Source organism: Flavobacterium sp. (genome assembly GCF_040402895.1).
Lineage (GTDB): Bacteria > Bacteroidota > Bacteroidia > Flavobacteriales > Flavobacteriaceae > Flavobacterium.
The window spans coordinates 1-25828 of record NZ_JBBALR010000001.1 but is presented as its reverse complement, the minus strand read 5'-3'; the positions used below and the strand labels follow the sequence as shown (position 1 = coordinate 25828).

Genomic DNA, 25828 nt, shown 5'->3' with positions numbered 1-25828 from the left:
ATCAAGGAGATATGAAAATTTTAGTAAAACAAGTTAGAAGTAAAATCAACTGTCCATTAGACCAAAAGAGAACATTAATCGCTCTTGGTATAAAAAAAATGGGTCAAGTTGTTGAGCACGATGCAAGTCCTGCTGTCCTTGGAATGGTTAATAAAGTTAAACACTTAGTTTCTGTAGAAGAAACTAAATAACAATATACATGTTATGAATTTAAGTAATTTACAACCAGCAGAAGGTTCTGTTCACAACCAAAACAAAAGAGTAGGTAGAGGTGAAGGTTCTGGTAAAGGTGGTACCTCTACAAGAGGTCACAAAGGAGCCAAATCTCGTTCTGGTTATTCAAAGAAAATTGGTTTTGAAGGAGGTCAAATGCCTCTTCAACGAAGAGTACCAAAATTTGGTTTTAAAAACATCAATAGAGTAGAATATCAAGGTATAAATCTTGATACGTTACAAGGTTTAGTAGAAAACGGTGTAATCTCAGAAGCTGTAGATTTTACAGTATTTGTAGATACTCGTTTGGCTACCAAAAATAGCTTAGTAAAGATTTTAGGAAGAGGTGAGCTAAAAACAAAGTTAAAAGTTAGTGCTCACAAATTTACTGCAACTGCAAAAGCGGCTATCGAAGCTGCTGGAGGAGAAGTAGTAATTCTTTAATTAGTATCACTATGAAGAAATTTATAGAATCATTTATCAATGTTTGGAAAATAGAAGAACTAAAAAATAAAATTTTAGTTACTCTTGGAATTTTACTTGTGTATCGTTTTGGTTCACAAGTAACATTGCCAGGTATTGATTCAACAAAATTGCAAAGTCTTTCTAATCAAACAGAAGGAGGTATTGGTTGGTTAATCAATGTATTTACAGGTGGTGCTTTCTCGGAAGCTTCTATCTTTGCATTAGGAATTATGCCTTATATCTCTGCATCGATTGTAGTTCAATTAATGGGGATTGCTATTCCTTATTTACAGAAACTTCAAAAAGATGGCGAAAGTGGTAGAAAAACTATTAACCAAATTACACGTTGGTTAACAATAGCAATCACATTGGTTCAAGGGCCAGGTTATATTTTTAATTTAAAACAAACCTTACCTGCTGAAGCATTTGTAAATCCAGATTTCTTTTCTTTCTTTCCTTTATTTGGGTCCGTATTAATAATCGTTTCGGGAACTATTTTCGCAATGTGGTTAGGAGAAAGAATTACAGAAAAAGGAATTGGTAACGGAATATCATTATTAATTATGGTAGGAATTTTAGCTAGAATGCCAGAAGCATTTATGCAAGAATTTGCAACTGCAATTAACAATGGTGGACCAATGAAAATCATTATTGAAGTAATTATTTGGTTATTAGTTATTATAGCTACTATATTATTAGTAATGGCTTTAAGAAAAGTTCAGGTTCAATACGCAAGAAGATCAGTTTCTGGTGATTTCGAATCGGATGCAATGGATGATAATAGACAATTTATTCCATTAAAGTTAAATTCTGCAGGTGTTATGCCAATTATTTTTGCGCAAGCAATTATGTTTATACCTGCTGCATTAGCTGGATTATCTAAGTCTGATACGGCTTTAAGCATTTCAAATATGTTTAAAGATCCTTTCGGTTTAGTTTATAATGTAGTTTTTGCCTTATTAATTGTTATTTTTACGTATTTTTACACCGCTATTACGGTGCCTACCAATAAAATGGCAGATGACTTAAAAAGAAGTGGAGGTTTCATACCAGGTATTAAACCAGGAGCAGAAACTGGAGATTTCTTAGATAAGTTAATGTCTCTAATCACATTTCCAGGTTCATTATTCTTGGCTTTAATTGCAGTGTTCCCTGCTATTATTCACGGATTGTTAGATGTTCAAGGTGCATGGGCTTATTTTTATGGTGGTACTTCGTTAATTATTATGGTCGGAGTTGCAATCGATACGATTCAACAAATCAATTCATACTTGTTAAACAAACATTATGATGGTTTAATGAAAAGTGGTAAAAATAGAAAAGCTGTCGCTTAATTAATTATGGCAAAACAATCAGCAATAGAACAAGACGGAAGCATTGTAGAGGCATTATCTAATGCAATGTTTCGAGTGGAATTAGAAAACGGACATGTTGTAATTGCTCACATCTCAGGTAAAATGCGAATGCATTACATTAAGTTGTTACCAGGAGACAAGGTTAAACTTGAAATGAGTCCTTATGATTTGTCTAAAGCTAGAATTACTTATAGATATTAAATAAGCCATAGGCGATAGGCAATAAGCAGTTAGCTTAAAGCATAAAGCATATAGCATAAAGCAAATTAAGATGAAAGTAAGAGCATCAGTTAAAAAAAGAAGCGCAGAATGTATTATCGTGCGTAGAAAAGGAAGATTATACGTTATTAACAAAAAGAATCCTAGATTTAAACAAAGACAAGGATAATTATGGCAAGAATAGCAGGGGTCGATATCCCAAAAAACAAAAGAGGAGTTATCGCTTTAACATACATTTTTGGTATGGGTAAAAGTAGAGCTATAGAGGTTTTAGAAAAAGCCAATGTAAGCCAAGATAAAAAAGTATCTGATTGGAATGATGACGAAATCGGAGCAATCCGTGAAGCGGTTTCATCATTTAAAATCGAAGGTGAATTACGTTCAGAAATTACATTAAACATCAAACGTTTAATGGATATTGGATGTCAAAGAGGTATTCGCCATAGAGCTGGATTACCTTTAAGAGGTCAAAGAACGAAAAACAACTCGAGAACAAGAAAAGGTAAAAGAAAAACTGTTGCTAACAAGAAAAAAGCAACTAAATAGTAAATAATATGGCTAAGGCAACTGCAAAAAAACGTAAAGTTATCGTTGAGTCTTCTGGAGAAGCACATATTAGTGCTACTTTTAACAACATCATCATTTCTTTAACAAACAAGAAAGGGGAAGTTATTTCTTGGTCATCAGCCGGTAAAATGGGTTTCAGAGGTTCTAAAAAGAATACTCCGTACGCGGCCCAAATGGCTGCTGAAGATTGTGGAAAAGTAGCTCTTGAAGCTGGACTTAAAAAAGTAAAAGTTTACGTTAAAGGTCCTGGAAATGGTAGAGAATCTGCTATTAGATCAATCCATAACAGTGGAATTGAAGTAACTGAAATTATTGATGTTACTCCAATGCCTCATAATGGATGTCGTCCTCCAAAGAGAAGAAGAGTATAACAATTAGTATAAAACAAAGGTAGGAATTTAGATTATCGAAGGAAAGACCTTAATTCATAATCCCTACCTTAAATTAAAATTTGTAAAATGGCAAGATATACTGGTCCAAAAACAAGAATCGCCCGTAAGTTTGGTGAAGCAATTTTCGGAGAAGATAAAGCTTTCGAAAGAAGAAATTATCCTCCTGGTCAACATGGTTTGGCAAAAAGAAGAGGTAAAAAATCTGAATATGCTGTCCAGTTAATGGAAAAGCAAAAAGCAAAATATACCTATGGTATTTTAGAGCGTCAATTCAGAAATTTATTTGAAAAAGCAGCTGCTGCTTCAGGTGTAACAGGTGAAATCTTGTTACAACTTTGTGAAGCTCGTTTAGATAATGTAGTGTACAGAATGGGTATTGCACCTACTCGTAGATCTGCTCGTCAATTCGTTTCTCACAGACATATCACCGTAAATGGTGAATTGGTAAATGTACCTTCTTACCACTTAAAACCTGGAGATGTTGTTGCAGTTCGTGAAAAATCTAAATCACTTGAAGCAATTGAAAGCTCTTTAGCTAACAATTCTGCTGTATATGAGTGGATTACTTGGAATAATGATACAAAACAAGGTACGTTTGTAACGGTTCCTCAAAGACTTCAAATTCCAGAAAATATTAAAGAGCAACTAATCGTTGAGTTGTATAACAAATAATAATTGACATTAGTCGAAGATATGGCAATATTTAATTTTCAAAAGCCCGATAAAGTTATCATGATCGATTCTACCGATTTTGAAGGTAAATTCGAATTTAGACCTTTAGAACCTGGTTATGGATTGACAGTTGGTAACGCTTTAAGAAGAGTTTTACTTTCTGCATTAGAAGGTTTTGCTATTACATCTGTAAGAATAGAAGGGGTTGAACATGAATTTTCAACAATTTCTGGTGTAGTAGAAGATGTAACAGAAATTATCTTAAATCTTAAACAAGTACGTTTCAAACGTCAAATTGAAGATGTAGATAACGAATCAGTTTCTATCTCTCTTTCTGGTAAAGATCAAATTACAGCTGGTGATTTCCAAAAATTTATTTCTGGTTTTCAAGTTTTAAATCCAGATTTAGTAATTTGTAATTTAGATAGCAAAACAACTATCAACATGGAACTTTCTATCGAAAAAGGTAGAGGATATGTTCCTGCTGAAGAAAATAAAAAACCAAATGCTCCAATTGGAACAATTTTTACAGACTCTATTTACACGCCTGTAAAAAATGTGAAGTATTCAATTGAAAACTTCCGTGTGGAACAAAAAACAGATTACGAAAAACTAGTTTTCGAAATCAAAACGGATGGTTCAATTAATCCTAAAGATGCATTGACAGAAGCAGCTAAAACGTTGATTCACCATTTTATGTTGTTTTCTGACGAAAGAATCACGCTTGAGGCTGATGAAATTGCTCAAACGGAGTCCTATGATGAGGAATCATTACACATGAGACAACTTTTGAAAACTAAATTAGTTGATATGGACTTATCAGTAAGAGCATTAAATTGCTTAAAAGCGGCTGAAGTTGATACATTAGGAGACCTAGTTTCTTTCAATAAAAACGATTTAATGAAATTCCGTAATTTCGGTAAAAAATCACTAACTGAATTAGATGAGTTAGTGGCAAATAAAAACCTTACTTTTGGAATGGATTTAGCAAAATACAAGTTAGATAAAGAATAATTCATTCATATTTTGCTCTCCAAAGCGGATTGATGCAAGATGAAGATAAAATAATTACGTCATGAGACACGGAAAAAAATTCAACCATTTAAGTAGACAAACAGGTCATAGAAAAGCAATGCTTGCTAATATGGCATGTTCTCTAATTGAACACAAGCGTATCAATACTACTGTTGCTAAAGCAAAAGCTTTAAAACAATTTATTGAGCCTCTTGTAACAAAATCAAAAGAAGATACAACGCACAACAGACGTATTTGTTTTTCTTATTTAAGAAGTAAATATGCGGTAACAGAATTGTTCAGAGAAGTAGCTGATAAAGTAGCTGATCGTCCAGGAGGTTATACTCGTATTATTAAGTTAGGAAACCGTTTAGGGGATAACGCAGATATGGCTATGATTGAACTTGTAGATTTTAATACAATTTATTCAACTGCTAAAAAAGAAGTTAAAAAAGCATCTACTCGTAGAGGTAAATCTAAAAAAGCAGAGGAAACTGTAGCGGAAGAAACTCCTGCTGCTGAATCAACTGAAACAACAGAAGCTTCTGAATAATCATGAAGCCATTGATTTAAAATAATTAAAAAAGGATAAACAAATTTTTGTTTATCCTTTTTTTTTATAAATACTATAACGTAATTTTGCAATATAAATAAGGTAACTCAAAATTTGAAGCTTATCTATTTTTTAAAACTACAACAACTGATGAAATACAACAACAAACAACAAGCAGTACTGTTACTTAAAGACGGAACTATTTTCTACGGAAAATCAATTGGAATTTCAGGTACAACTTTTGGGGAAATTGCATTTAATACCGGAACAACTGGCTATCAAGAGATATTTACTGATCCTTCATATTTTGGGCAAATTATGGTTACAACCAATGCTCATATAGGTAATTATGGCGTAAATGTTAATGAAGTAGAATCAGATTCTGTAAAAATTTCTGGATTAGTTTGTAAAAATTTTAGCATGAATTATTCTCGAGTAGACGCTTCTGAAAGTTTGTATGACTACCTAGAAAAACAAAATTTAATAGTAATTTCTGATGTTGACACACGTGCTTTAGTAAGTTATATTAGAGATAACGGCGCTATGAATGCAATTATTTCTACAGACGGCACTTCAATTGAAGATTTGAAAATAAAATTGGAACAAGCACCAAATATGGAAGGTTTAGATTTGGCTTCAGTAGTTTCAACGAAAGAACCTTATTTTTTCGGAGATGAAAACGCAACTTATAAAATTGCCGCTTTAGATCTAGGAATCAAAACAAATATTTTAAGAAATTTAGCCAAACGTGATTGTTATATTAAAGTGTTTCCATATAATGCCACTTTTAGCGAAATGAAAGCCTTTAATCCGGATGGATATTTCTTATCAAATGGTCCTGGAGATCCAGATCCTTTAGCATCTGCGCAAGAAGTAGCAAAAAATATATTATCTGAAAACAAACCATTATTTGGAATTTGTTTGGGACATCAAGTAATTGCTTTAGCAAATGGAATTTCTACATATAAAATGTTCAACGGACACAGAGGAATCAATCATCCGGTGAAAAACCTGGTAACAGGGAAGGGTGAAATTACTTCTCAAAACCATGGATTTGCTGTGAATAAAGAGCAATTAGAAAATCATCCTGATTTTGAATTAACACATGTTCATTTAAATGATGGAACTGTTGCAGGTATGAAAATGAAATCAAAAAACTGTTTTTCGGTTCAATATCATCCAGAAGCGAGTCCTGGACCTCACGATTCTAGTTATTTATTCGATGAATTTATCGAAAATATCAAAACATCAAAAAACTAAAACGTTATCGTTGATAATTTTAAATTATTTATACACATTCAATCTCAATTAATAATATATTTGTAATTCACAATTTATAATTCACAATTCAAAATTCATAAATATGAGCATTATAATTAAAGTTCACGCAAGACAAATATTAGATTCCAGAGGTAATCCTACTATTGAAGTTGATGTAATTACAGAAAATGGAATTTTAGGAAGAGCAGCAGTTCCATCTGGTGCTTCAACTGGTGAACATGAAGCAGTTGAATTACGTGACGGGGGAAAAGCTTATATGGGCAAAGGTGTTTTAAAAGCTGTTGAAAATGTAAATGCAACTATAGCTTCAGAATTGGTAGGAATGTCAGTTTTTGAACAAAACGCTATCGATAAAATGATGATTGAATTAGACGGTACGCCTAATAAATCTAATTTAGGTGCAAATGCTATTTTAGGTGTTTCTTTAGCGGTAGCGAAAGCAGCTGCAAACGAATTAGGCATGCCTTTATATAGATATGTAGGAGGTGTTTCGGGAAATACATTACCCGTTCCAATGATGAATATTATCAACGGTGGATCACATTCAGATGCGCCTATTGCCTTTCAAGAATTTATGATTATTCCTGTAAAAGCTACTTCATTTACGCACGCCATGCAAATGGGAACGGAAATTTTTCATAACCTGAAAAAAGTGTTACACGACAGAAACTTATCAACAGCAGTTGGTGACGAAGGGGGTTTTGCACCCAATTTAGCTGGTGGAACAGAAGATGCTTTGGATACGATTAAACTAGCAGTGGAAACTGCGGGTTATTCTTTTGGTGAGGATGTTAAGATAGCTTTAGACTGTGCCGCTTCAGAGTTTTATGTAAATGGAAAATACGATTATACAAAATTTGAAGGTGCTGGTGGAAAAATCAGAACGTCTGAAGAACAAGCCGATTATTTAGCTGAATTGGCTTCAAAATATCCAATTATTTCTATTGAAGATGGTATGTATGAAGACGATTGGAGTGGTTGGAAGTACTTAACAGATAAAATTGGTAACAAAGTACAATTAGTAGGTGACGATTTATTTGTAACAAACGTAGATAGACTTTCTCGTGGTATCAATGAAGGAATCGCCAATTCAATTTTAATTAAAGTAAACCAAATCGGTACGTTATCTGAAACAATTGCAGCTGTTAATATGGCTCATAATGCAGGGTATACTTCTGTGATGAGTCATCGTTCTGGCGAAACAGAAGATAATACAATTGCAGATTTAGCTGTGGCGTTAAACTGTGGACAAATTAAAACAGGGTCAGCCTCTCGTTCAGATCGTATGGCAAAATACAATCAATTGTTGCGTATTGAGGAAGAATTAAACGAAGTAGCGTACTTTCCAGGTGCTAATGCTTTTAAAGTAAAATAAAACTTTTACTTTGTTGAACTCGTTTCAGCATTTTATGAATATACTATATATAACACCTTAAAGGTTTCAATAACCTTTAAGGTGTTTTTTTTACTTTTTTCTTTAATAAATTTATATATACCTACTGTGTAATTTAACTATATATTAATTTTAAAATTCAAAAATTATTGATTAAATTCGCATCTAAGATTGTTATACTTATAAAATATACATATTATCATGTCAAAAAATGCAATTATAGAGATTAATGGTAACAAATTTGAACTTCCTATTTTGGTGGGAAGCGAAAACGAAACGGCTATTGATATTAGTAAATTAAGAGATTTATCAGGCGTAATTACTTACGACCCAGGTTATAAAAATTCAGGAGTTTGTAAAAGTGATATTACCTTTCTTGATGGTGAAGAAGGAATTTTAAGATATCGAGGGTATTCTATAGAAGATTTAGCAGATAAAACAAGTTTTTTAGAAGTTTCCTACTTAGTAATTTTTGGTGAATTACCATCAAGAGAACAACTATCAGATTTTGAAACCAACATCCGAAAATATACTTTAGTTAATGAAGAAATGAAAAACATCATTGATGGTTTTCCAAAAACAGCTCACCCAATGGGCGTTTTATCTGCATTAACAAGTGCACTTACGGCTTTTAATCCAAAAGTAGTAAATGTTGAAAATGAAAAAGAAATGTATGAAGCCATTTGTAAAACTATGGGTAAATTCCTTGTTTTAGCAACTTGGACATACAGAAAAAGCATGGGATTCCCATTAAACTATTATGACAATACTATTGGGTATGTAGATAATTTTATGCAATTAATGTTTAAATTACCTACGGGACCATACAATGTTAATCCAACAGTAGTAGCTGCTTTAGATAAATTGTTTATTTTACATGCAGATCATGAGCAAAACTGTTCAACATCAACAGTTCGTATGGTAGGTTCATCTCATGCTGGATTATTTGCATCAATTTCTGCAGGTGTTTCAGCGTTATGGGGACCACTACATGGTGGTGCTAATCAAGCTGTTTTAGAAATGTTAGAAGCCATACAAAAAGATGGTGGCGATGCGGATAAATATTTAGCAAAAGCAAAAGATAAAAATGATGAATTCCGATTAATGGGATTTGGGCATAGAGTATATAAGAATTTTGATCCGAGAGCCAAAATCATTAAAAAAGCGGCTGATGAAGTTTTAGCTGAGTTAGGTGTGAATGACCCAATTTTAGCTATAGCCAAAAAATTAGAAGAATCTGCTTTAGTAGATCCGTATTTCGTAGAAAGAAAATTATATCCAAATGTTGACTTCTATTCGGGTATTATATATCGTGCTTTAGGAATTCCTACAGATATGTTTACGGTTTTATTTGCAATTGGTCGTTTACCAGGTTGGATTGCACAATGGAAAGAAATGCGAATAAACAAAGAACCTATTGGTCGTCCAAGACAAGTGTATACAGGCCATCCTTTAAGAGAGTTTCTTAAGTTTGAAGACAGAAAATAAAATTAAAAGTCCCGATTTTTCGGGACTTTTTTATTTCAACTTATTTGTAATTTTCAATAAGTATTTTACGGGTGAAATTTGATTTTCTATAAGTTTACTTACTTTGTTCATTAAATATACCTTGCGAATTGCCGTCTTTGTGATGAATTTAAAAATATATACGTTTTTACTTGACATCGCCTATCTCACAATCGTATATTTGCACACGGTTTAAAAATCTAACAAGTTTTAAATCATAATCTCTTAAACTCAAAATATGAAATTATCACACTTCCAGTTCAATTTACCAGAAGAATTACTAGCAGAATTTCCTTCAGAAAATAGAGATGAATCTCGCTTAATGGTGATTCATAGAAAAACCGGAGAAATAGAACATAAGATGTTTAAAGATATTATTGACTATTTTGATGATGGAGACGTAATGGTGTTAAACAATTCTAAGGTTTTTCCTGCTCGTTTGTATGGTAATAAAGAAAAAACGGGTGCAAGAATTGAAGTTTTCTTATTAAGAGAATTAAATGCAGAGCAACGTTTGTGGGATGTTTTAGTAGACCCAGCTCGTAAAATTAGAATTGGAAATAAATTGTATTTTGGCGACGACGATTCGTTGGTTGCTGAAGTTATTGATAATACAACTTCCCGTGGAAGAACATTACGTTTTTTATATGATGGTTCTTATGAGGAATTTAGAGAAAAATTAATTGAGTTAGGAGAAACACCTATCCCTAAATATATTAATCGTGAAGTAACTCCAGAAGACGCGGAACGTTATCAAACAATTTATGCGAAAGAAGAAGGTTCTGTAGCCGCACCAACTGCCGGATTGCATTTTTCTAAGCATTTAATGAAACGTCTTGAAATTAAAGGAATTAATTTTGCGGAAGTTACTTTACACGTAGGATTGGGTACTTTTAATCCAGTTGAAGTGGAAGATTTATCAAAACATAAAATGGATTCTGAAGAAATGGTGGTTACACAAGAAGCGTGTGATATTATTAACGGAGCCAGAACTAAAAAAAATAAAGTTTGTTGTATCGGTACTACATCTATGCGTGCGATGGAGAGTACAGTATCTTCTATGCGAACGTTAAATCCATATTCAGGTTGGACAAATAAATTTATTTATCCGCCATACGATTTTAGTTTAGCAGATGCGATGGTTTCTAACTTTCATACACCAAAATCTACACTTTTAATGATGGTTTCTGCATTTTGTGGACATGATTTAATGAAAAAAGCATATGAAATTGCCATAAAAGAAAAATATAATTTCTACTCTTACGGTGATGCGATGTTAATTTTATAATTGATTAACTGAACTTATTTTAGATTTTTAAAATATAAACCCAACGAAATGTTGGGTTTTTTATATCTTATTTTTTTGTTACTTTTACGCTTTAATACCTACTAAACATGAACTTTCAAAATACTAGAGAATTCGCAATAAGCTTAGATGCAAAGGATGAATTAAAATCGTATAAAAACGAATTTTATTTTCCTCAACATAATAATCAAAATGTAATTTATTTTACTGGAAACTCATTAGGATTACAACCAAAAATCACCAAAAAATATGTGGATGATATTATGGATGATTGGGCAAATATGGCTGTAGAAGGTCATTTTTATTCGGAAAAGCCATGGTGGGATTATCATGAAAGATTTTGCGAACCCTTATCAAAAATTGTAGGAGCAAAGCCTTCAGAAGTTGGTGTAATGAATACATTAACTGTGAATTTACATTTACTTTTAGTTTCTTTTTACCAACCAAAAGGCAAGAGAATTAAAATTCTTTGTGAAGAAAAAGCCTTTCCTTCGGATCAATATATGTTGCAAAGTCAGGTGAAATTTCACGGCTTTGATCCAAAAGATGCTATTGTTGAAATCAAACGCAGAGATGGTGAATTAACCACTCGTTCAGAAGATATTATAGCAAAAATTGAAGAATTAGGAGACGAGTTAGCACTTGTTTTTATAGGTGGAGTTAACTATTATACAGGTCAAGTTTTCGATATGAAAACTATCACCGCAACTGGACATAAAGCAGGTGCACTTGTAGGTTGGGATTTAGCACATGCTGCAGGAAATATTGAATTAAATTTACACGATTGGAATATTGATTTTGCCGCTTGGTGTAGTTATAAATACATGAATTCAGGTCCAGGAAATGCTTCGGGTTACTTTGTACACGAAAAACATCATACAAATAAAGACTTAAATCGATTTGCAGGATGGTACGGTCACAATAAATTACGTCGTTTTTTAATGGAACCTAATTTTGATGCTGTTGAAGGTGCAAATGGCTGGCAAGTTAGTAATTTACCGGTTTTATCTTTAGCGCCCTATTTAGCAACTGTCGAAATGTTTGCCCAAGTAGGTATGGAAAAATTAATTGCAAAAAGAAATGTTATTACTTCTTATCTAGAATTTATTCTACATGAAATAGATAAGGAAATTCCACAAGCGAATTTTGAAGTCATCACGCCTTCAAATCAATCCGAAAGAGGTTGTCAGTTGTCAGTATATTTACACGGACAAGGAAAAGAATTATTTACTTATTTAATGCAAAATGGTGTAATTACAGATTGGCGCGAGCCTAATGTTATTCGTTTAGCACCCGTTCCATTTTATACGTCTTTTGAAGATATTTATAATTTTGGACAAATTTTAAAAAAAGGAATATTAAAATAGAATATCCAAAATGAATAAACAACAAAAAATAGAAAATTTTGATCCATCACAACCTGGTTTAGCCGATGCTACCGTTTTTGGATTACCATTTACTGCAGAAGAATCTGATATTATTATTATTCCTGTGCCTTGGGAAGTTACAGTAAGTTATGGGGCAGGTGCTTCTGAAGGTCCTGCAGCTATTTTCGATGCTTCTTTTCAAGTTGATTTATTGCATCAAGATTTTCCAGAATTATGGAAATTAGGTATTTATATGGATGAAGCTTCAGATCAATGGGCAAAAAACTCTGAAAAATATAAAGACTTAGCCCAGCCTATTATTGAAGCTCTTGAAAATGGTGAAGATTTAGAAACGTTTCCTTCTTTACAAGAAGATTTACATAAAATTAATACAGCATGCAGAACGTTACATTCCGAAGTAAAAGAAAAAGTAATATTTTGGCAAAATAAAGGAAAAAAAGTAGCGCTTTTAGGAGGTGATCACAGTACGCCACTTGGTTATTATGAAGCTCTGGCAGCACAACATGATAGTTTTGGTATTTTGCATTTAGATGCTCATATGGATTTACGTGTGGCATACGAAGGCTTTACTTATTCCCATGCTTCAATAATGTATAACACCCTACAAATTCCTCAAGTATCAAAAATTGTTCAAGTCGGAATTAGAGATTTTTGCGAGCAAGAAGTAAATATTGTAAAAGAAGCCAAAGGAAGAGTTATAGTCCACACGGATGCTGATATGAAAGCGAAAGCATTTGAAGGACAAACTTGGAAACAGCAATGTGAAGAAATCATCTCGCAGTTACCACAAAAAGTTACCATTTCTTTTGATATTGATGGAATGTACCCTTGGTATTGTCCAAATACAGGAACACCAGTTCCAGGGGGTTTTTCATTCGAACAAGCTACTTATTTATTTAATTTATTGGTTCTTTCTGGGAAAGAAATTATTGGTTTTGATTTAGTGGAAGTGGCTCCTGGAGAAAATGACGATTGGGATGGAAATGTAGGAGCAAGAATGTTGTTTCACATGTGTGGTATTCTTGCAAAATCACAAAAACTAAACGTTGGTAGCCGCGTTCAGTTTTAATAATAAAACAAAAACGTTTTTATAAAACTACATAAGTAGTATATTGTATATGTCAAAGCAAACACCAAAAAAAATTGCAATAGTAGGTTCCGGATTAGTGGGAACTTTATTAGGAATTTATCTAAAAAAAAGAGGTCATACTGTTCATGTGTATGATAGAAGTCCGGATATTCGAAAAATCAATTTTTCAGGACGTTCTATTAATCTTGTTTTATCAGATAGAGGTCTAAAAGCGTTACGTGATGTTGGTTTGGATCAAGAAGTTTTAAGTATTGGTATTCCAGTTGAAAAACGTGCCATTCACACTGAAAAAGATACTGTTAACGAACAGTTTTATGGAAAAGACGGCGAAGTGATTTATTCCCTTTCAAGGGGATTGTTGAATAAAAAAATGGTGGATTTAGCCGAAGAAGCTGGAGTCGTTTTTTTCTTTGAAGAAAAAGTTTGGGATGTAGATTTGACAACAGCAACGATTTCTATTGGTGATTCTGAAAAAGGCGAGTGGACCACTCATGATTATGATATAACTTTTGGTGCCGATGGGGCTTTTTCTCGAATCAGGCATAAAATGCAGCGTCAAAGCATGTTTAATTATTCGCAAGAATTTTTAAATGTAGGTTATAAAGAATTAAATATTCCTGCCAATTCGGATGGTACACATAAATTAGATAAAAATTCACTGCATATTTGGCCTAGAGGCAATTTTATGCTAATGGCATTGGCTAATTTAGATGGAAGCTTTACCTGCACACTTTTTATGCCGCATGATGGAGAAAATTCCTTCGAATCCATTAAAAGTAAAGAACAATTAGTGAATTTCTTCGCCAGTCATTTTCCTGATACTAAAGAAGTAATTCCAAATTTAGTAGAAGATTTCTTTAAAAATCCAACTAGTTATTTAGTTACAATGAAGTGCTTTCCATGGACCTTTAGCGATAAAGTGGCACTTATTGGTGATGCTTGTCATGCGATTGTTCCTTTTTATGGTCACGGTATGAATGCGGGATTTGAAGATATTACCGTTTTAGAGGAAATGTTTAAAAAATATGGAGATGATTGGGCTAATTTATTAAACGATTACGAAAACTCTCGAAAACCAAATGCAGATGCTATTGCTGAACTTTCCTATAGAAATTTTATGGAAATGAGTTCAAAAACAGCAGATGCTAATTTCTTGTTACAAAAGAAAATAGAAAAATGGTTTTCAGATAAACACCCTCAATTGTGGGTACCTTTATATTCTCGAGTTACATTTAGTCATCAGCCGTATTCAGAAGCGTTAGCTATTGGCGATAGACAAAACGAAATCATGCAAGAAGTATTGAAAATGGAAAATATTAACCAAAATTGGAACAGTAAAACTGTAGAAAATAAAATTATTGAACTGTTAAAAAATAAGTATTAAATATTTTTAGAAAACGTTTATTTGATTTAGAACTAAAAAATTAGCTTCTCTGCATTGTTTTGAATCATTAATTCTATTTGTTTTAATTAAAATAAAATAGAACACAAAAAACTTTACAATCTCTTAACATTAGAAAAATATTATTTTTCTTAAATTTATTGAATAATTATTAAAAAATACCCATAAATACTGAAGATAATTTTATCATATTACTTTTTCGGTATGATTGTTGTATAATTACAAAAAGTTAATATAAATTTTATGAAATTAGTTTTTTTTTCAAATCTAATTCACATAAATTTGCGACTATCAAAATAAAATTGAAATCAAATAATTAATCAATTCAAACTAAAAATTTTAAAAAAATGGGACAGGATTTAAACGTTTCTGTAGAGAACAAAGGAAGCAAAGGAAGTAGTGTTTTTGCAGCTTTAACTATTGTTATTTGTATAGTTATTGGAGCATTATTATGGAAATTTGTAATGGGAGCACCAGCAAACTTCATTAAAGGTGATCCAAATGGACAACCTTTACCAGGGAACTATTTGGGTATGGTTTTTAAAGGAGGTATGATTGTTCCTGTGTTAATGGGATTATTATTAATGACTATCGTTTTCTCTGTAGAAAGATTTATTGTTTTGAAAAAAGCAGCTGGAAAAGGAAATTTAGATAATTTCGTTAAAGGAGTGTTATCGCAAATTAAAACGGGTGATGTTCAAGGTGCAATTGCTGCTTGTGATGAACAAGAAGGTTCTGTTGCCAATGTTATAAAAGCAGGTTTATTAAAATCGGAGCAAGTTAAAAAAGACGGTTTAGATGTTGATACAGCTACTGAAAATATTACTAAAGAAGTAGAACAAGCAACTTCATTAGAAATGCCAATGTTAGAAAAACACTTAACTATTATTTCTACTTTAGTATCTATTGGTACATTATTAGGATTATTAGGAACTGTATCTGGTATGATTAAAGCATTCGCTGGATTAGCAGAAGGTACTCCAGACCAAGCGGAATTAGCAAATGGTATTTCTGAGGCGTTAATTAATACAGCTACAGGTATTTCTACTTCAACTTTAGCGGTTATCGCTTACAACTATTTTACTTCAAAAATTGATACTTTAACTTATTTTATTGACGAAGCTGGTTTCGCAATTTCTCAAGCTTACAAAAGAGCTAAAGGAGGCAACTAAGATTTCATTAAATAAATAATAAAGTTTAAATAAAGTAAAATGGCAAATATAAAAACATCTAAAAAAAGCACAAGAATCGACATGACGGCCATGTGTGACGTTGCGTTTTTGTTATTGTCCTTTTTTATCATGACAGCAACATCAAAAGTACCTGAGCCTAAGCCAGTAGATACGCCTGCGTCAACCATAAAAGCAAAATTGCCAGAAAGAAACTTATTTACTATTACAGTTGGTGATAGTGCAGTATATATTGGAATGTCGGATAGAGAAACCAGAATTGCTGCTTTAGAAGCGATGTCATTAAAATATGATATTGCTTTTACACCACAAGAAATAAATGAGTTTTCATTATTAGATTCATTCGGTGTTCCTTTGGAACAATTAAAGTCTTTATTAGCGTTAAAAAATGCGGAGAGAAATAAACCAGGTACTCAAGCTGGTATTCCTTACAAAGGAGATATTTCTGAGAATGAATTGTCGTACTGGGTTTATTATGCAAATGCAGCAGTTGTTATGGAACAACAAGCTAAAGGTGCTGAGAAAATCAAGGAAATTGAAATAGCTATAAAAGGAGGTTCTAAAGAAAAATATCCAGTTGTTAAGAATGTTTTTGATATTCTTCAAAAGCAAAACATGAATGATTTTTATTTAGTAACTTCTCTAAGAGATGAAGATTTTTAATTATAATAAAAAAATAACATGGCAGAATTAAATACCGGTGGCGGTGGCGGTAAAGGCGGTAAAGTAAGAAGTAAAAAATCGAATCCAGGAGTTGATTTAACAGCGATGGTAGATTTGGCTTTCTTGTTAATTACTTTCTTTATCCTAACAACCACATTGTCTAAGCCACAATCTATGGATTTAGCTTTACCAGATAATACTAAAAACAATGATGACGCTAATCCACCAGAGACTCCAGCTTGGAGAACATTAACGGTTGTTTTAGGTAAAAATGATAAGTTAGTGTATTATATTGGTATGACGGATGCTCCTTATGTTGATGCAGATATTGATGGTAAACCAAAGTTAGATAATTATGGTGGAAAAGGTATCAGAAAAGCACTTATTGCGCACAATAAATATGTTTTAGAACATGTAGACGATACTAAAAAGCAAGGAATGATTGTACTTATCAAAGCAAGTAAATCAGCAAATTACAAAAATTTAGTTGATATTCTTGATGAAATGGCAATAGTGAAACCCTTTTCCTACTCGATTGTTGATGTAACTCCAGGCGATTTAAAAATGCTTGAAGACAAAAAGATAAAATAATATAACTTTAATTATAGAAAAATGAGTGGAAATGTAAACCTTAGCGAAGCTAGTTTAATTGACAATATATTCGAAGGACGTAATAAAAGTTATGGAGCATACGAATTACGAACAAATAGTTCAAAGAGAACCGTTTTAGCATTAATTTTCTCTTCCATATTTTTTATTGGATTGGTTTATGTTTTATATCTTTCAATGAAAAGTAAAGATAAGGAAGAAACAAAAATTACCAAGGTAGAACTTAAGAAAGTGAAAACTCCAATTAAAAAGGAGGAAAAGAAAATTTTAGAACAAAAAAAGGTCGAGCCTATTAAAAAGGTAAAATCTGTGGTTGACATTGTAAAAAATGTACCACCAGTTGTTGTAAATAAGAAAACTGTTGAAAATGAAATCCCACCTGTGGATCCAGATAAAAAATCAGGTTCAGAAACAGCCAAAGGGGATGCTAATGCTAATCTTGAAAAAACAGGTGAATTATCTAAAGATGATCAAAAAGGTGATGATACGGATTACAACCAAATCTTTACTTCAGTTCAAGTTCAGGCTTCTCCTCCAGGTGGTATGAATGCTTTTAGAAAGCAAATTGCAAGTTCATTCCGTTTGCCAGAAGTTGATGAAACTACTACAGGTACTGTTGTTGCCAAGTTTGTGGTTTGGGATGATGGTTCAATTAGAGACATTCAAATTGTAAAAGAAAGTCCTGCAGGACTAGGTTTAGGAAAAGAGGCAACTAGAATCTTAACTAAGTCTCCTAAATGGACTCCAGGAGTATACAATGGTAGAAGTGTTAAACAATACTATACATTACCTATTTCAATTGAAATTACAGCAAACGAGTAATATGAATTGGTTAAATAAATTAAAACAGAAATCGCCCAAACAGCGATTTCTGTTTATTTTAGGACTTTTAATATTTTGTTTTTATTTAGTTTTAGCCTATCTGGTTACTTTTTGGGATAATTTTCCGTTAGAAATAGCTATGATAAGAAGAAGAATATTTGGGGGTTTATTAGTTTTATACGCTAGTTTTAGATTTTACAGATTAATAAAAAAAGAGGATGAGGACTAATATAAAAAAAATGACTGCTATTGTTGTGTTAATTATTTTAGTAATTTTCGCATGTAAAAAATCTGAAAATAGCTATGAAGACGAATCTTATGTAAAAGGAAAAGCCGAAATATATGTAGACGAATCTTTATTGCCCATTGTGGAAGACCAAGAATTGGTTTTTGAAAGTAAGTATCCAAAAGCCAATATTAAACTTATTCCTAAAGCAGATTCGGATATAGTAAATTTAATATTACAACGTAAAATTGATATTGCCGTTCTTTCACATGAATTGACAAAATCACAAGAAGATAAATTAAACGCTATTGATGTAATTGGCAAAAGCACGCCTTTTTGTACTGACGCTATTGCACTGGTCGTAAATCAAAAATCTTCAAAAACTGCAATTACAGTTTCTGAAGTTTTTGAAATATTAAAAGGCAAAAACACCGATGTTCAATTTGTTTTTGATAACGAAAATTCCAGCACTTTAAGTTATTTGATGCAAAAAGCAAATGTTAAATCATTGTCAAAAAATGTAACGGCTTTAAAAAGTAATTTAGAAGTTATTAAATTTGTTTCTGAAAACTATAATTCAATAGGTTTTGTAGGAGTAAATTGGTTACTTAATCCATCAATTGAATTAGAAAGTACAATAAAAGAAGTTAAAGTTTTAGCTGTAGGCGAAAGCATTCAAAAAGCGATAAAACCTACTCAGTCATATATTGAAACAAAAGAATTTCCATTTATAAGAAAAATATATTTGTTAAATTACCAAGGAAGAACAGGTTTAGGCATGGGTTTTGCTTCCTTTGTAAAAAGCGAAGTTGGACAGCGAATTATTCTAAAATCTGGATTAGTGCCTGTTAAAATTCCAACAAGAGAAATAAGAATTGTAAAAAGTAATAAAAAGAAATAAAAAGAAAAAATGAGAACAATTATTTTATCAAGTTTTGTCACTATTTTATCTGCAGTTGCAGTAAATGCTCAAGATTTAGAGCAAGTAAAGAAAACAATCGATGCGGAAAAATTTTCAGAAGCTAGAAAAACATTAAAATCAATGGTTGAAACAGCGCCAGATAAAGGTAAAAATTACTTTTATTTAGGACAAGTTTATCTAGCGTTAGAAAAACAAGATTCTGCAAAAGTTTATTTTGATAAAGGTAAATCCGCTAAAGATGCAGGACATATAAATTTAATTGGTTTAGGTCAGTTAGAGTTGTTAGATGGAAAAGTTTCAAATGCTGAAGCGAATTTTTCGGCAGCATTAGCTATTGCTAAAAAGAAAAATACTGAAGAACAAATTTTTATTACTCAAGCTTATTTAAAATCGGTTACACCAGATGTTTCTAAAGCATTAGCGGCAGCTAAATTAGCAGTAGCAAGTGATCCAAAATCAGCTTTAGCGCAAATTGCTTTAGGTGATGCATTGGTTGCCAATAAAAATATTAACGATGCTTATGTGGCTTATAGAACTGCTGGAGAACTTGACAAAACATCCTTAAGAGCTCCATTGCAATTAGCAATTATCACAAGAAATGCGCAAGCTTTTCCAGAAGCGTTAAAAGCATTTAATGATATATTGGCAATTAATCCAAGTTACGGACCAGCATTTCGTGAAAAAGCAGAAACTAATTTAGCTTGGGCGTATGCAAAAAAATCACTTTTCGAAGAAAAAATTGCAGCTGCTTTAGAAGATTATAAAAAGTATATGAGTTTGACAGATGTTTCTACGGATGCAAAAATGAAGTATGCCGATTTCTTAATCTTATCAAAAAAATGGAAAGAATTAGAAGCGGAAGCCCTAGCGATTCAGAAATCTGACAAAGTAAATCCAAAGGTTTTTAAATATTTAGGGTATGCATATTCTGAAAACGGAAATCCTGAAGGCGCAATAAAATCTATTAGCGAATATATGTTAAAAGTAGATGCTAAAAAGATAAATGGTAAAGACTACTTATATTTGGCTAAAGCAAAATTAGCTACTTCCATGGATGATAAAGGAATTATTTCTAATCAAACTAAATTTAATGAAGCTATATCAGATTTAACAAAAGCAGCAGAATTAAATCCAAATTTAAATACAGAATTTACTGAAATTGGAATTAAATTATATTCTGGAAAAGCATATTTAGAAGCTGCAAAATTATTTGAATTGGCGGTGAAAAATACAAATTCAAAAAGTTATAGTCGAGATAATTTTTTATTAGGAAATTCAATTTTATTCTATGCAGAAAGTAAAACAGCGGCTCAAAAAGCAGCATTAACTGCAGAATTTGTAAAAGCGAATAATGCCTATGCAGAAGCAATCAGAATCTCTCCAAATACTCAAGATGTTTATTTTTACAAAGGACAATTGAATAGAGTGATTGGTACTCCAGAAGCTAATGCTCAAGCAGTTTTAGATTATGAAGGATATGTAAAAACGGTAACTGCAAAAGGCGAAACAGAATTGGCAAAAGCAGCAGTAAAAGAAAATCTTTTTGAGACCTATTCGTTTATTGGAGCAAATTATGCTACTACTGATAAAGCTAAAGCGATTGAAAATTTCAAAAAAGCCGCAGAAATTAATCCAAATGATGTGTTCGTAAAAGAATCATTACAAGCATTAAATAAATAATAATACCATTGAAATTTTAAAAACCGATAGCGAAAGTTATCGGTTTTTTTATGAGATATTTCCAACTCATTAACTTTTATCTTTTACTCTTTCCCTTTTACACTAAATAAATTACCTTTGCACCCAATACATAAAACATGCTTGATAAAGAAACTCAAATATTAGTAGACAAAGGCGAAATGCTTCCTTTAATGGAAGAATTTTATACCATTCAAGGTGAAGGATTTCATACCGGAACTGCAGCCTACTTTATTCGTGTGGGGGGTTGTGATGTAGGCTGTCATTGGTGCGATGTTAAAGAGAGTTGGAATGCAGATTTACATCCTCCAACTGCTGTAGAAAATATAATTACGAATGCAAAAAAATATGCAGAGACGATTGTGATAACTGGAGGAGAACCTTTAACTTGGAATATGAATCCAATAACCACGCAATTGAAAAATGCTGGATTAAATGTTCATATTGAAACTTCTGGAGCTTATGATGTAACAGGGACATGGGATTGGTTTTGCTTATCACCAAAAAAAAATAAACTACCAGTAGAATCTGCTTACGCAATAGCAAACGAGTTAAAAGTGATTATTCATAACAAACACGATTTTATTTTTGCCGAAGAACAAGCAGAAAAAACTAATAAAAATGCCATTTTATTCTTACAACCCGAATGGAGTAAAAAAGAAGAAATGACACCGCTAATTGTTGAGTATGTAATGAACAATCCAAAATGGCGAGTATCTCTACAAACTCATAAATATTTGAATATACCGTAATAAATTCCAATATTAAAAATTACAAATTCCAAAATTGAAACTTATATTTTTACTATTTTTCAACACGGATTCAACAGATTTTTAAAATTTCTTTGATCTGTGTTTCAAAAAATAGATTTTGTGTTTTTTCGGATTTTAAGTATTGGAATTTGGAATTTTTTTATTGAAACTTACAATGAAAGTTTTGCCAAATAATCAAAATGATCGCCTTCTAAAACTAATTCACAATTTAAACCATTTGCAATTGCTGCATTTTGAAGGGTATTGTAATCCAAATACAACCAAGGAAAAGTGTCTTCTGTTTCACCTTTGTAGTGTACCGTAAAAGTCAATTCGCCATAATAGCCATCTGCAGGAATGCTATAGGCACCTTCTTCATCTTGATCATACATGTAAATTAAATCAGAAGAGTCTATTAATATCTGACCATTTTTATTTAGTAACGATTTTAATTTTTGTAAATAGTTGTCTGTTTCTTTTAATGTTCCAAAGATTCCTGTGCCATTCATTAAAAGTAGTATGGTGTCAAATTTGGTTGATGGGTTTAAATCTAAAAGATGCATTACAAAAACATTTTTCAGACCTCTATGATGACATGCTTTCACGGCATTTTCCGAAATATCAATAGCAGTAACCTCTAGATTTCTTTCGTTTTGTAATGCTAATGAATGACTTCCAGCACCACAACCTACATCTAAAACATTTCCTTTTGCTAATTGTAACGCTTTTTGTTCCAATTTTGGCATTTCATTATAGGTTCTAAACAAATAAGAAACAGGCATTTCATCAGCTTCAGAAATTGACGTTTCGGTAATTAAATCTTCTGATGCATCTTTCGTTTGATAATCTAAAATGGCTTTTCCGAAAAGGTCTTTCATAGTTCTATTTCAAAATTCAACATTCGTTATTCTTAAATCTATATTCAAAATCGTAACTTTGTAGTTCATTCAGACAAATAAATAATGAAACCATCATTAAACGAAATTCAAAAGTTAGCCAAAGATACACATATTGAAACTAAAAAATATTTCGATAGGTTAAAAAAACGGGTGCCTAAAAATTTAGATTATGTGATGCAAGATTTGCATGATGCCGAATTTAAAAAAACCGATTGTTTAGAATGTGCCAATTGTTGTAAAACTACTGGACCACTATTTACAGATGCAGATGTGGAAAGAATTTCCAAACATTTTAAGCAGAAACCACAACAATTCATTAATCAGTTTTTACGTGTAGATGAAGATAATGATTATGTGTTGAAATCAGTTCCATGTACGTTTTTAGATTCTGATAATAAGTGTTTTATCTACGATGTTCGACCAAAAGCGTGTAGAGAATTTCCGCATACCGATAGAAAAAAGTTCAATCAAATTACCGATTTAACTTTGCTAAACGTTGCCATATGTCCTGCCGCTTTTAATATTGTGGAGAAGATGAAAGCAAAACTACCTTTGTAATTTAGTTGTAAATTAAATATTTCTTTCTCATTTCCTTAAAAGCATTCAAATTAGTTTCCCATGAATGTCTAATTTCTTTCTCGGATAGGTCACTTTCAATTTGCTTTTGAAGCAATTTAGTTCCTGCTAATTTGGTAAAAAAATCATTAAAAAAGATAGCTTTATCAGAAGTATTGGCATATGCTTTTATTAGCCATTTCAACTCTAAACGATTCACTTTTTTGATTTTAGACAAATCTTCTCCAAAACATAAAATATCTTTATGCATCGGTTCTTTTGCTCCAAAATTAGGTTGTGGCGTAAATGAAAATTCTGTTTTCAGTAAAAATGGTGAACCGTAAATTTGAAATTGTTTTTCTGTGCCTCTTCCAACACTTACATTAGTGCCTTCAAAAAAACATAAACTTGCATATAGATTTATGGATTGATCATTTGGTAAATTTGGCGAGGGTTTCACAGGTAAACTATACGACATATCTCTTTTGTAATTGGAACAAGGAATTACGGTTAAATTACACGTTACACCATTTGCTAACCATTTTTCTCCATTAATCATTTTTGCATATTCACCAATAGTCATACCATGTAAAACAGGAATGGGGTGCATGCCAACAAAACTTTTTTGATCTATTTCTAATACGGGTCCATCAATAATACTTCCATTTGGATTCGGCCTGTCTAAAACTAAAAGTTCAATATTATTTTCTGCGCAAGCTTCCATCACATAATGCAAAGTAGATATATAAGTATAAAATCGTGCACCTACATCTTGTATGTCAAAAACAATAATATCAATATTTTCTAACTGTTCGGGTTTAGGTTTTTTATTATTTCCATATAAAGAAATAATAGGTAAATTGGTTTTTATGTCTTTACCATCTTTAATAACTTCGCCTGCGTCAGCGGTTCCTCTAAATCCATGTTCAGGAGCATAGATTTTTTGTAAATCAACTTTATTTTCTAAAAGAAAATCAACCAAGTGTTTTTTGTTTTCAACAATTCCAGTAGGATTTGTAACAATTCCAATTTTTTTATTCTCAAATATAGGTAAATAGGCATTATAGTTTTCAGCACCTGTTTTTAGGGCTAAGTTTTTGATTTTTTGATTTGTTGTTTCGGTTGCTTTTGACTTTTGACTTTTGACTTTTGACATTTTCACAGAAGAACATCCAAAAGAAAATAATAGTATTAAAATAAATAAAAACGTATTTTTGAACTCAAATTTCATAAAAGTATATTTTGAATTTAGAATATTTTGTTGCGAAACGACTTATAGTTTCTAAAAGTTATAAAAGTAATGTTTCTTCACCAATTATAAAAATCGCTATTTTGGCTATTGCCTTAAGTATTTTTATGATGATCATTTCTGTGGCTACAGGTATAGGATTGCAACAAAAAATTCGCGAAAAAGTAGCTGCTTTTAACGGGCACATTATAGTCTCAAATTTCGATGACAACCAGTCTCAAATTACTGCTGAACCAATTGATTCTAAATTGCTTACTGTTTCTCAACTAAAAAAAAATGGATTTATAACACATGTACAACCCATTATTACAAAAGGCGCTCTAATTAGGACGGAAACGAATGTGGAAGGTATTGTATTTAAAGGTGTAGATGCAACTTATCAATGGCGAAATTTAGAAGAATTTTTAGTAGAAGGAAAAATACCAACTTATAAAGATGGCGATATTAATGAAGTGTTGATTTCTCAGTTTTTAGCAAATCGATTAAAATTGAAAGTTGGCAATTCATTTCATACTTTTTTTATGAAAGAACAAGGCAAATTGCCAAGTGTACGAAAGTTTAAAATTGCCGGAATCTATAATTCAGGTTTTCAAGAATTCGATTCCTCTTATATAATAGGGAATATACAACATCTGCAACGTATAAATAAGTGGCAGCCCAATCAGTTTGGTGCGTATGAAATTTTTATAGACGACTTTTCAAAATTAGATCAGCATGCACAAGAAATTTACAAAAACATACCGCCTACATTTAATAGTGTATCTATTGCTGAAAAATATTTTAGTATTTTCGAATGGTTAAAGCTTTTCGATTTCAATATTCTAGTCATTTTAATCATTATGATTGGTGTTGCAACAATAAATATGGTAGTAGCCCTTTTGGTATTAATTCTCGAACGCACTCAACTAATTGGAATGTTAAAAGCACTTGGCGCTAATAATTGGTCTGTCAGAAAAATATTTTTATATAACGCTGCACATTTAATTTCAAGAGGATTACTCTGGGGTAATGGAATTGCAATTGTATTATTATTTATTCAAAAGAAGTTCGAAATTATTAAACTCAATCCAGAAAGTTATTACGTGTCTTCGGCTCCGGTTGATATTAATTTTTTACATATAGCACTTTTAAATTTAGGTACTATTTTAATATGTGTATTGATTTTATTAATTCCATCTTACCTAATTACAAAAATATCACCAATTAAAGCGTTGAAGTTTTTTTAACACCAACTTCCTAATCTACTCGATTTTTTTGTTAGTACCTTTCGAAAACACAAAAAGGTTGTTGCTCTTTTCTGTCTTATTTAGCTAATTTTTTTAGATACATTACGCTACTTATTTTTCTTATCAAAAAACATTTACATGTAACCTCTTGTTTTTCAATAGTTAAGAAAATACTTTAAAAAAAGATTATTATAAGGTTAG

28 protein-coding genes are annotated in these 25828 nt (G+C 31.8%); 26 read left to right on the top strand and 2 right to left on the bottom strand.

Annotated features, from left to right (window positions below; translation table 11 throughout):
- Window positions 1-11 precede the first annotated feature (11 nt).
- From rpmD to ABWP60_RS00025, 24 genes are all read left to right on the top strand, one after another.
- Window positions 12-191 carry a 50S ribosomal protein L30 gene (gene rpmD / locus ABWP60_RS00140; protein WP_353146821.1) on the top strand — a complete coding sequence of 60 codons (180 nt, stop codon included), beginning with the start codon at window positions 12-14 and terminating at the stop codon, window positions 189-191.
- 13 nt (window positions 192-204) lie between these two features.
- Window positions 205-657, top strand: coding sequence for a 50S ribosomal protein L15 (gene rplO, locus ABWP60_RS00135; protein WP_291241483.1), 453 nt, complete (start codon window positions 205-207; stop codon window positions 655-657).
- Window positions 658-668: 11 nt separating this feature from the next.
- Window positions 669-2012, top strand: coding sequence for a preprotein translocase subunit SecY (gene secY, locus ABWP60_RS00130; protein ID WP_353146818.1), 1344 nt, complete (start codon window positions 669-671; stop codon window positions 2010-2012).
- Between the two features lie 6 nt (window positions 2013-2018).
- On the top strand, window positions 2019-2234 hold the full coding sequence (gene infA, locus ABWP60_RS00125) for a translation initiation factor IF-1 (protein ID WP_091314296.1): 216 nt from the start codon (window positions 2019-2021) through the stop codon (window positions 2232-2234).
- Window positions 2235-2304: 70 nt separating this feature from the next.
- The gene (gene ykgO / locus ABWP60_RS00120; protein ID WP_002987490.1) at window positions 2305-2421 is read left to right on the top strand and encodes a type B 50S ribosomal protein L36; all 117 of its coding nucleotides are present in this window, start codon (window positions 2305-2307) and stop codon (window positions 2419-2421) included.
- A gap of 2 nt (window positions 2422-2423) precedes the next feature.
- Window positions 2424-2798, top strand: coding sequence for a 30S ribosomal protein S13 (gene rpsM / locus ABWP60_RS00115; protein ID WP_353146814.1), 375 nt, complete (start codon window positions 2424-2426; stop codon window positions 2796-2798).
- A gap of 8 nt (window positions 2799-2806) precedes the next feature.
- Window positions 2807-3190 carry a 30S ribosomal protein S11 gene (rpsK, locus tag ABWP60_RS00110; RefSeq protein ID WP_091314282.1) on the top strand — a complete coding sequence of 128 codons (384 nt, stop codon included), beginning with the start codon at window positions 2807-2809 and terminating at the stop codon, window positions 3188-3190.
- A gap of 87 nt (window positions 3191-3277) precedes the next feature.
- Window positions 3278-3883 carry a 30S ribosomal protein S4 gene (rpsD, locus tag ABWP60_RS00105; protein ID WP_353079293.1) on the top strand — a complete coding sequence of 202 codons (606 nt, stop codon included), beginning with the start codon at window positions 3278-3280 and terminating at the stop codon, window positions 3881-3883.
- A gap of 21 nt (window positions 3884-3904) precedes the next feature.
- Window positions 3905-4897, top strand: coding sequence for a DNA-directed RNA polymerase subunit alpha (locus ABWP60_RS00100; RefSeq protein WP_291241516.1), 993 nt, complete (start codon window positions 3905-3907; stop codon window positions 4895-4897).
- A gap of 61 nt (window positions 4898-4958) precedes the next feature.
- Entirely contained in the window at window positions 4959-5450 is a 492-nt protein-coding gene (gene rplQ, locus ABWP60_RS00095) for a 50S ribosomal protein L17 (RefSeq protein ID WP_353146810.1), read from the top strand.
- Between the two features lie 150 nt (window positions 5451-5600).
- Entirely contained in the window at window positions 5601-6710 is a 1110-nt protein-coding gene (gene carA, locus ABWP60_RS00090; RefSeq protein ID WP_353146807.1) for a glutamine-hydrolyzing carbamoyl-phosphate synthase small subunit, read from the top strand.
- A 103-nt stretch (window positions 6711-6813) separates the two neighbouring features.
- Entirely contained in the window at window positions 6814-8106 is a 1293-nt protein-coding gene (gene eno, locus ABWP60_RS00085; RefSeq protein ID WP_353146805.1) for a phosphopyruvate hydratase, read from the top strand.
- 219 nt (window positions 8107-8325) lie between these two features.
- Window positions 8326-9612 (top strand): citrate synthase, encoded by a 1287-nt coding sequence (locus ABWP60_RS00080; RefSeq protein ID WP_353146803.1) that lies wholly within the window; start codon window positions 8326-8328, stop codon window positions 9610-9612.
- Between the two features lie 256 nt (window positions 9613-9868).
- Window positions 9869-10918 (top strand): tRNA preQ1(34) S-adenosylmethionine ribosyltransferase-isomerase QueA, encoded by a 1050-nt coding sequence (queA, locus tag ABWP60_RS00075; RefSeq protein ID WP_353077972.1) that lies wholly within the window; start codon window positions 9869-9871, stop codon window positions 10916-10918.
- 107 nt (window positions 10919-11025) lie between these two features.
- Complete coding sequence (gene kynU / locus ABWP60_RS00070) at window positions 11026-12303, top strand: kynureninase (RefSeq protein ID WP_353146800.1); 1278 nt, start codon at window positions 11026-11028, stop codon at window positions 12301-12303.
- A gap of 10 nt (window positions 12304-12313) precedes the next feature.
- Window positions 12314-13393, top strand: a complete 1080-nt coding sequence (locus ABWP60_RS00065) for an agmatinase family protein (RefSeq protein ID WP_353146797.1) — start codon at window positions 12314-12316, stop codon at window positions 13391-13393.
- A gap of 49 nt (window positions 13394-13442) precedes the next feature.
- Complete coding sequence (locus ABWP60_RS00060) at window positions 13443-14798, top strand: FAD-dependent oxidoreductase (RefSeq protein ID WP_353146794.1); 1356 nt, start codon at window positions 13443-13445, stop codon at window positions 14796-14798.
- Window positions 14799-15163: 365 nt separating this feature from the next.
- The gene (locus ABWP60_RS00055; RefSeq protein ID WP_353146791.1) at window positions 15164-15988 is read left to right on the top strand and encodes a MotA/TolQ/ExbB proton channel family protein; all 825 of its coding nucleotides are present in this window, start codon (window positions 15164-15166) and stop codon (window positions 15986-15988) included.
- Between the two features lie 39 nt (window positions 15989-16027).
- Window positions 16028-16669: an ExbD/TolR family protein gene (locus ABWP60_RS00050; protein ID WP_353146788.1), complete on the top strand. Its 642-nt coding sequence runs from the start codon at window positions 16028-16030 to the stop codon at window positions 16667-16669.
- An 18-nt stretch (window positions 16670-16687) separates the two neighbouring features.
- Window positions 16688-17260, top strand: coding sequence for an ExbD/TolR family protein (locus ABWP60_RS00045; protein WP_353146785.1), 573 nt, complete (start codon window positions 16688-16690; stop codon window positions 17258-17260).
- Window positions 17261-17281: 21 nt separating this feature from the next.
- Window positions 17282-18100, top strand: a complete 819-nt coding sequence (locus tag ABWP60_RS00040) for an energy transducer TonB (protein ID WP_353146782.1) — start codon at window positions 17282-17284, stop codon at window positions 18098-18100.
- Window positions 18101-18339: 239 nt separating this feature from the next.
- On the top strand, window positions 18340-19227 hold the full coding sequence (locus tag ABWP60_RS00035) for a PstS family phosphate ABC transporter substrate-binding protein (RefSeq protein WP_353146779.1): 888 nt from the start codon (window positions 18340-18342) through the stop codon (window positions 19225-19227).
- A 9-nt stretch (window positions 19228-19236) separates the two neighbouring features.
- Complete coding sequence (locus tag ABWP60_RS00030) at window positions 19237-20928, top strand: tetratricopeptide repeat protein (RefSeq protein WP_353146777.1); 1692 nt, start codon at window positions 19237-19239, stop codon at window positions 20926-20928.
- Window positions 20929-21065: 137 nt separating this feature from the next.
- Entirely contained in the window at window positions 21066-21698 is a 633-nt protein-coding gene (locus tag ABWP60_RS00025) for a 7-carboxy-7-deazaguanine synthase QueE (RefSeq protein ID WP_353146775.1), read from the top strand.
- Between the two features lie 170 nt (window positions 21699-21868).
- Here the strand turns inward: ABWP60_RS00025 and ABWP60_RS00020 are convergent, their stop codons facing one another.
- The gene (locus ABWP60_RS00020) at window positions 21869-22576 is read right to left on the bottom strand and encodes a class I SAM-dependent methyltransferase (protein ID WP_353146772.1); all 708 of its coding nucleotides are present in this window, start codon (window positions 22574-22576) and stop codon (window positions 21869-21871) included.
- An 84-nt stretch (window positions 22577-22660) separates the two neighbouring features.
- Between ABWP60_RS00020 and ABWP60_RS00015 the strand changes: the two genes are divergently transcribed.
- The gene (locus ABWP60_RS00015) at window positions 22661-23155 is read left to right on the top strand and encodes a YkgJ family cysteine cluster protein (protein WP_353146769.1); all 495 of its coding nucleotides are present in this window, start codon (window positions 22661-22663) and stop codon (window positions 23153-23155) included.
- Window position 23156: 1 nt separating this feature from the next.
- Here the strand turns inward: ABWP60_RS00015 and ABWP60_RS00010 are convergent, their stop codons facing one another.
- Window positions 23157-24383, bottom strand: a complete 1227-nt coding sequence (locus ABWP60_RS00010; protein WP_353146766.1) for an exo-beta-N-acetylmuramidase NamZ family protein — start codon at window positions 24381-24383, stop codon at window positions 23157-23159.
- A gap of 11 nt (window positions 24384-24394) precedes the next feature.
- Here ABWP60_RS00010 and ABWP60_RS00005 point away from each other — a divergent pair, with 11 nt between their 5' ends.
- Window positions 24395-25627 (top strand): ABC transporter permease, encoded by a 1233-nt coding sequence (locus tag ABWP60_RS00005; RefSeq protein WP_353146763.1) that lies wholly within the window; start codon window positions 24395-24397, stop codon window positions 25625-25627.
- The last annotated feature ends 201 nt before the right edge of the window (window positions 25628-25828 follow it).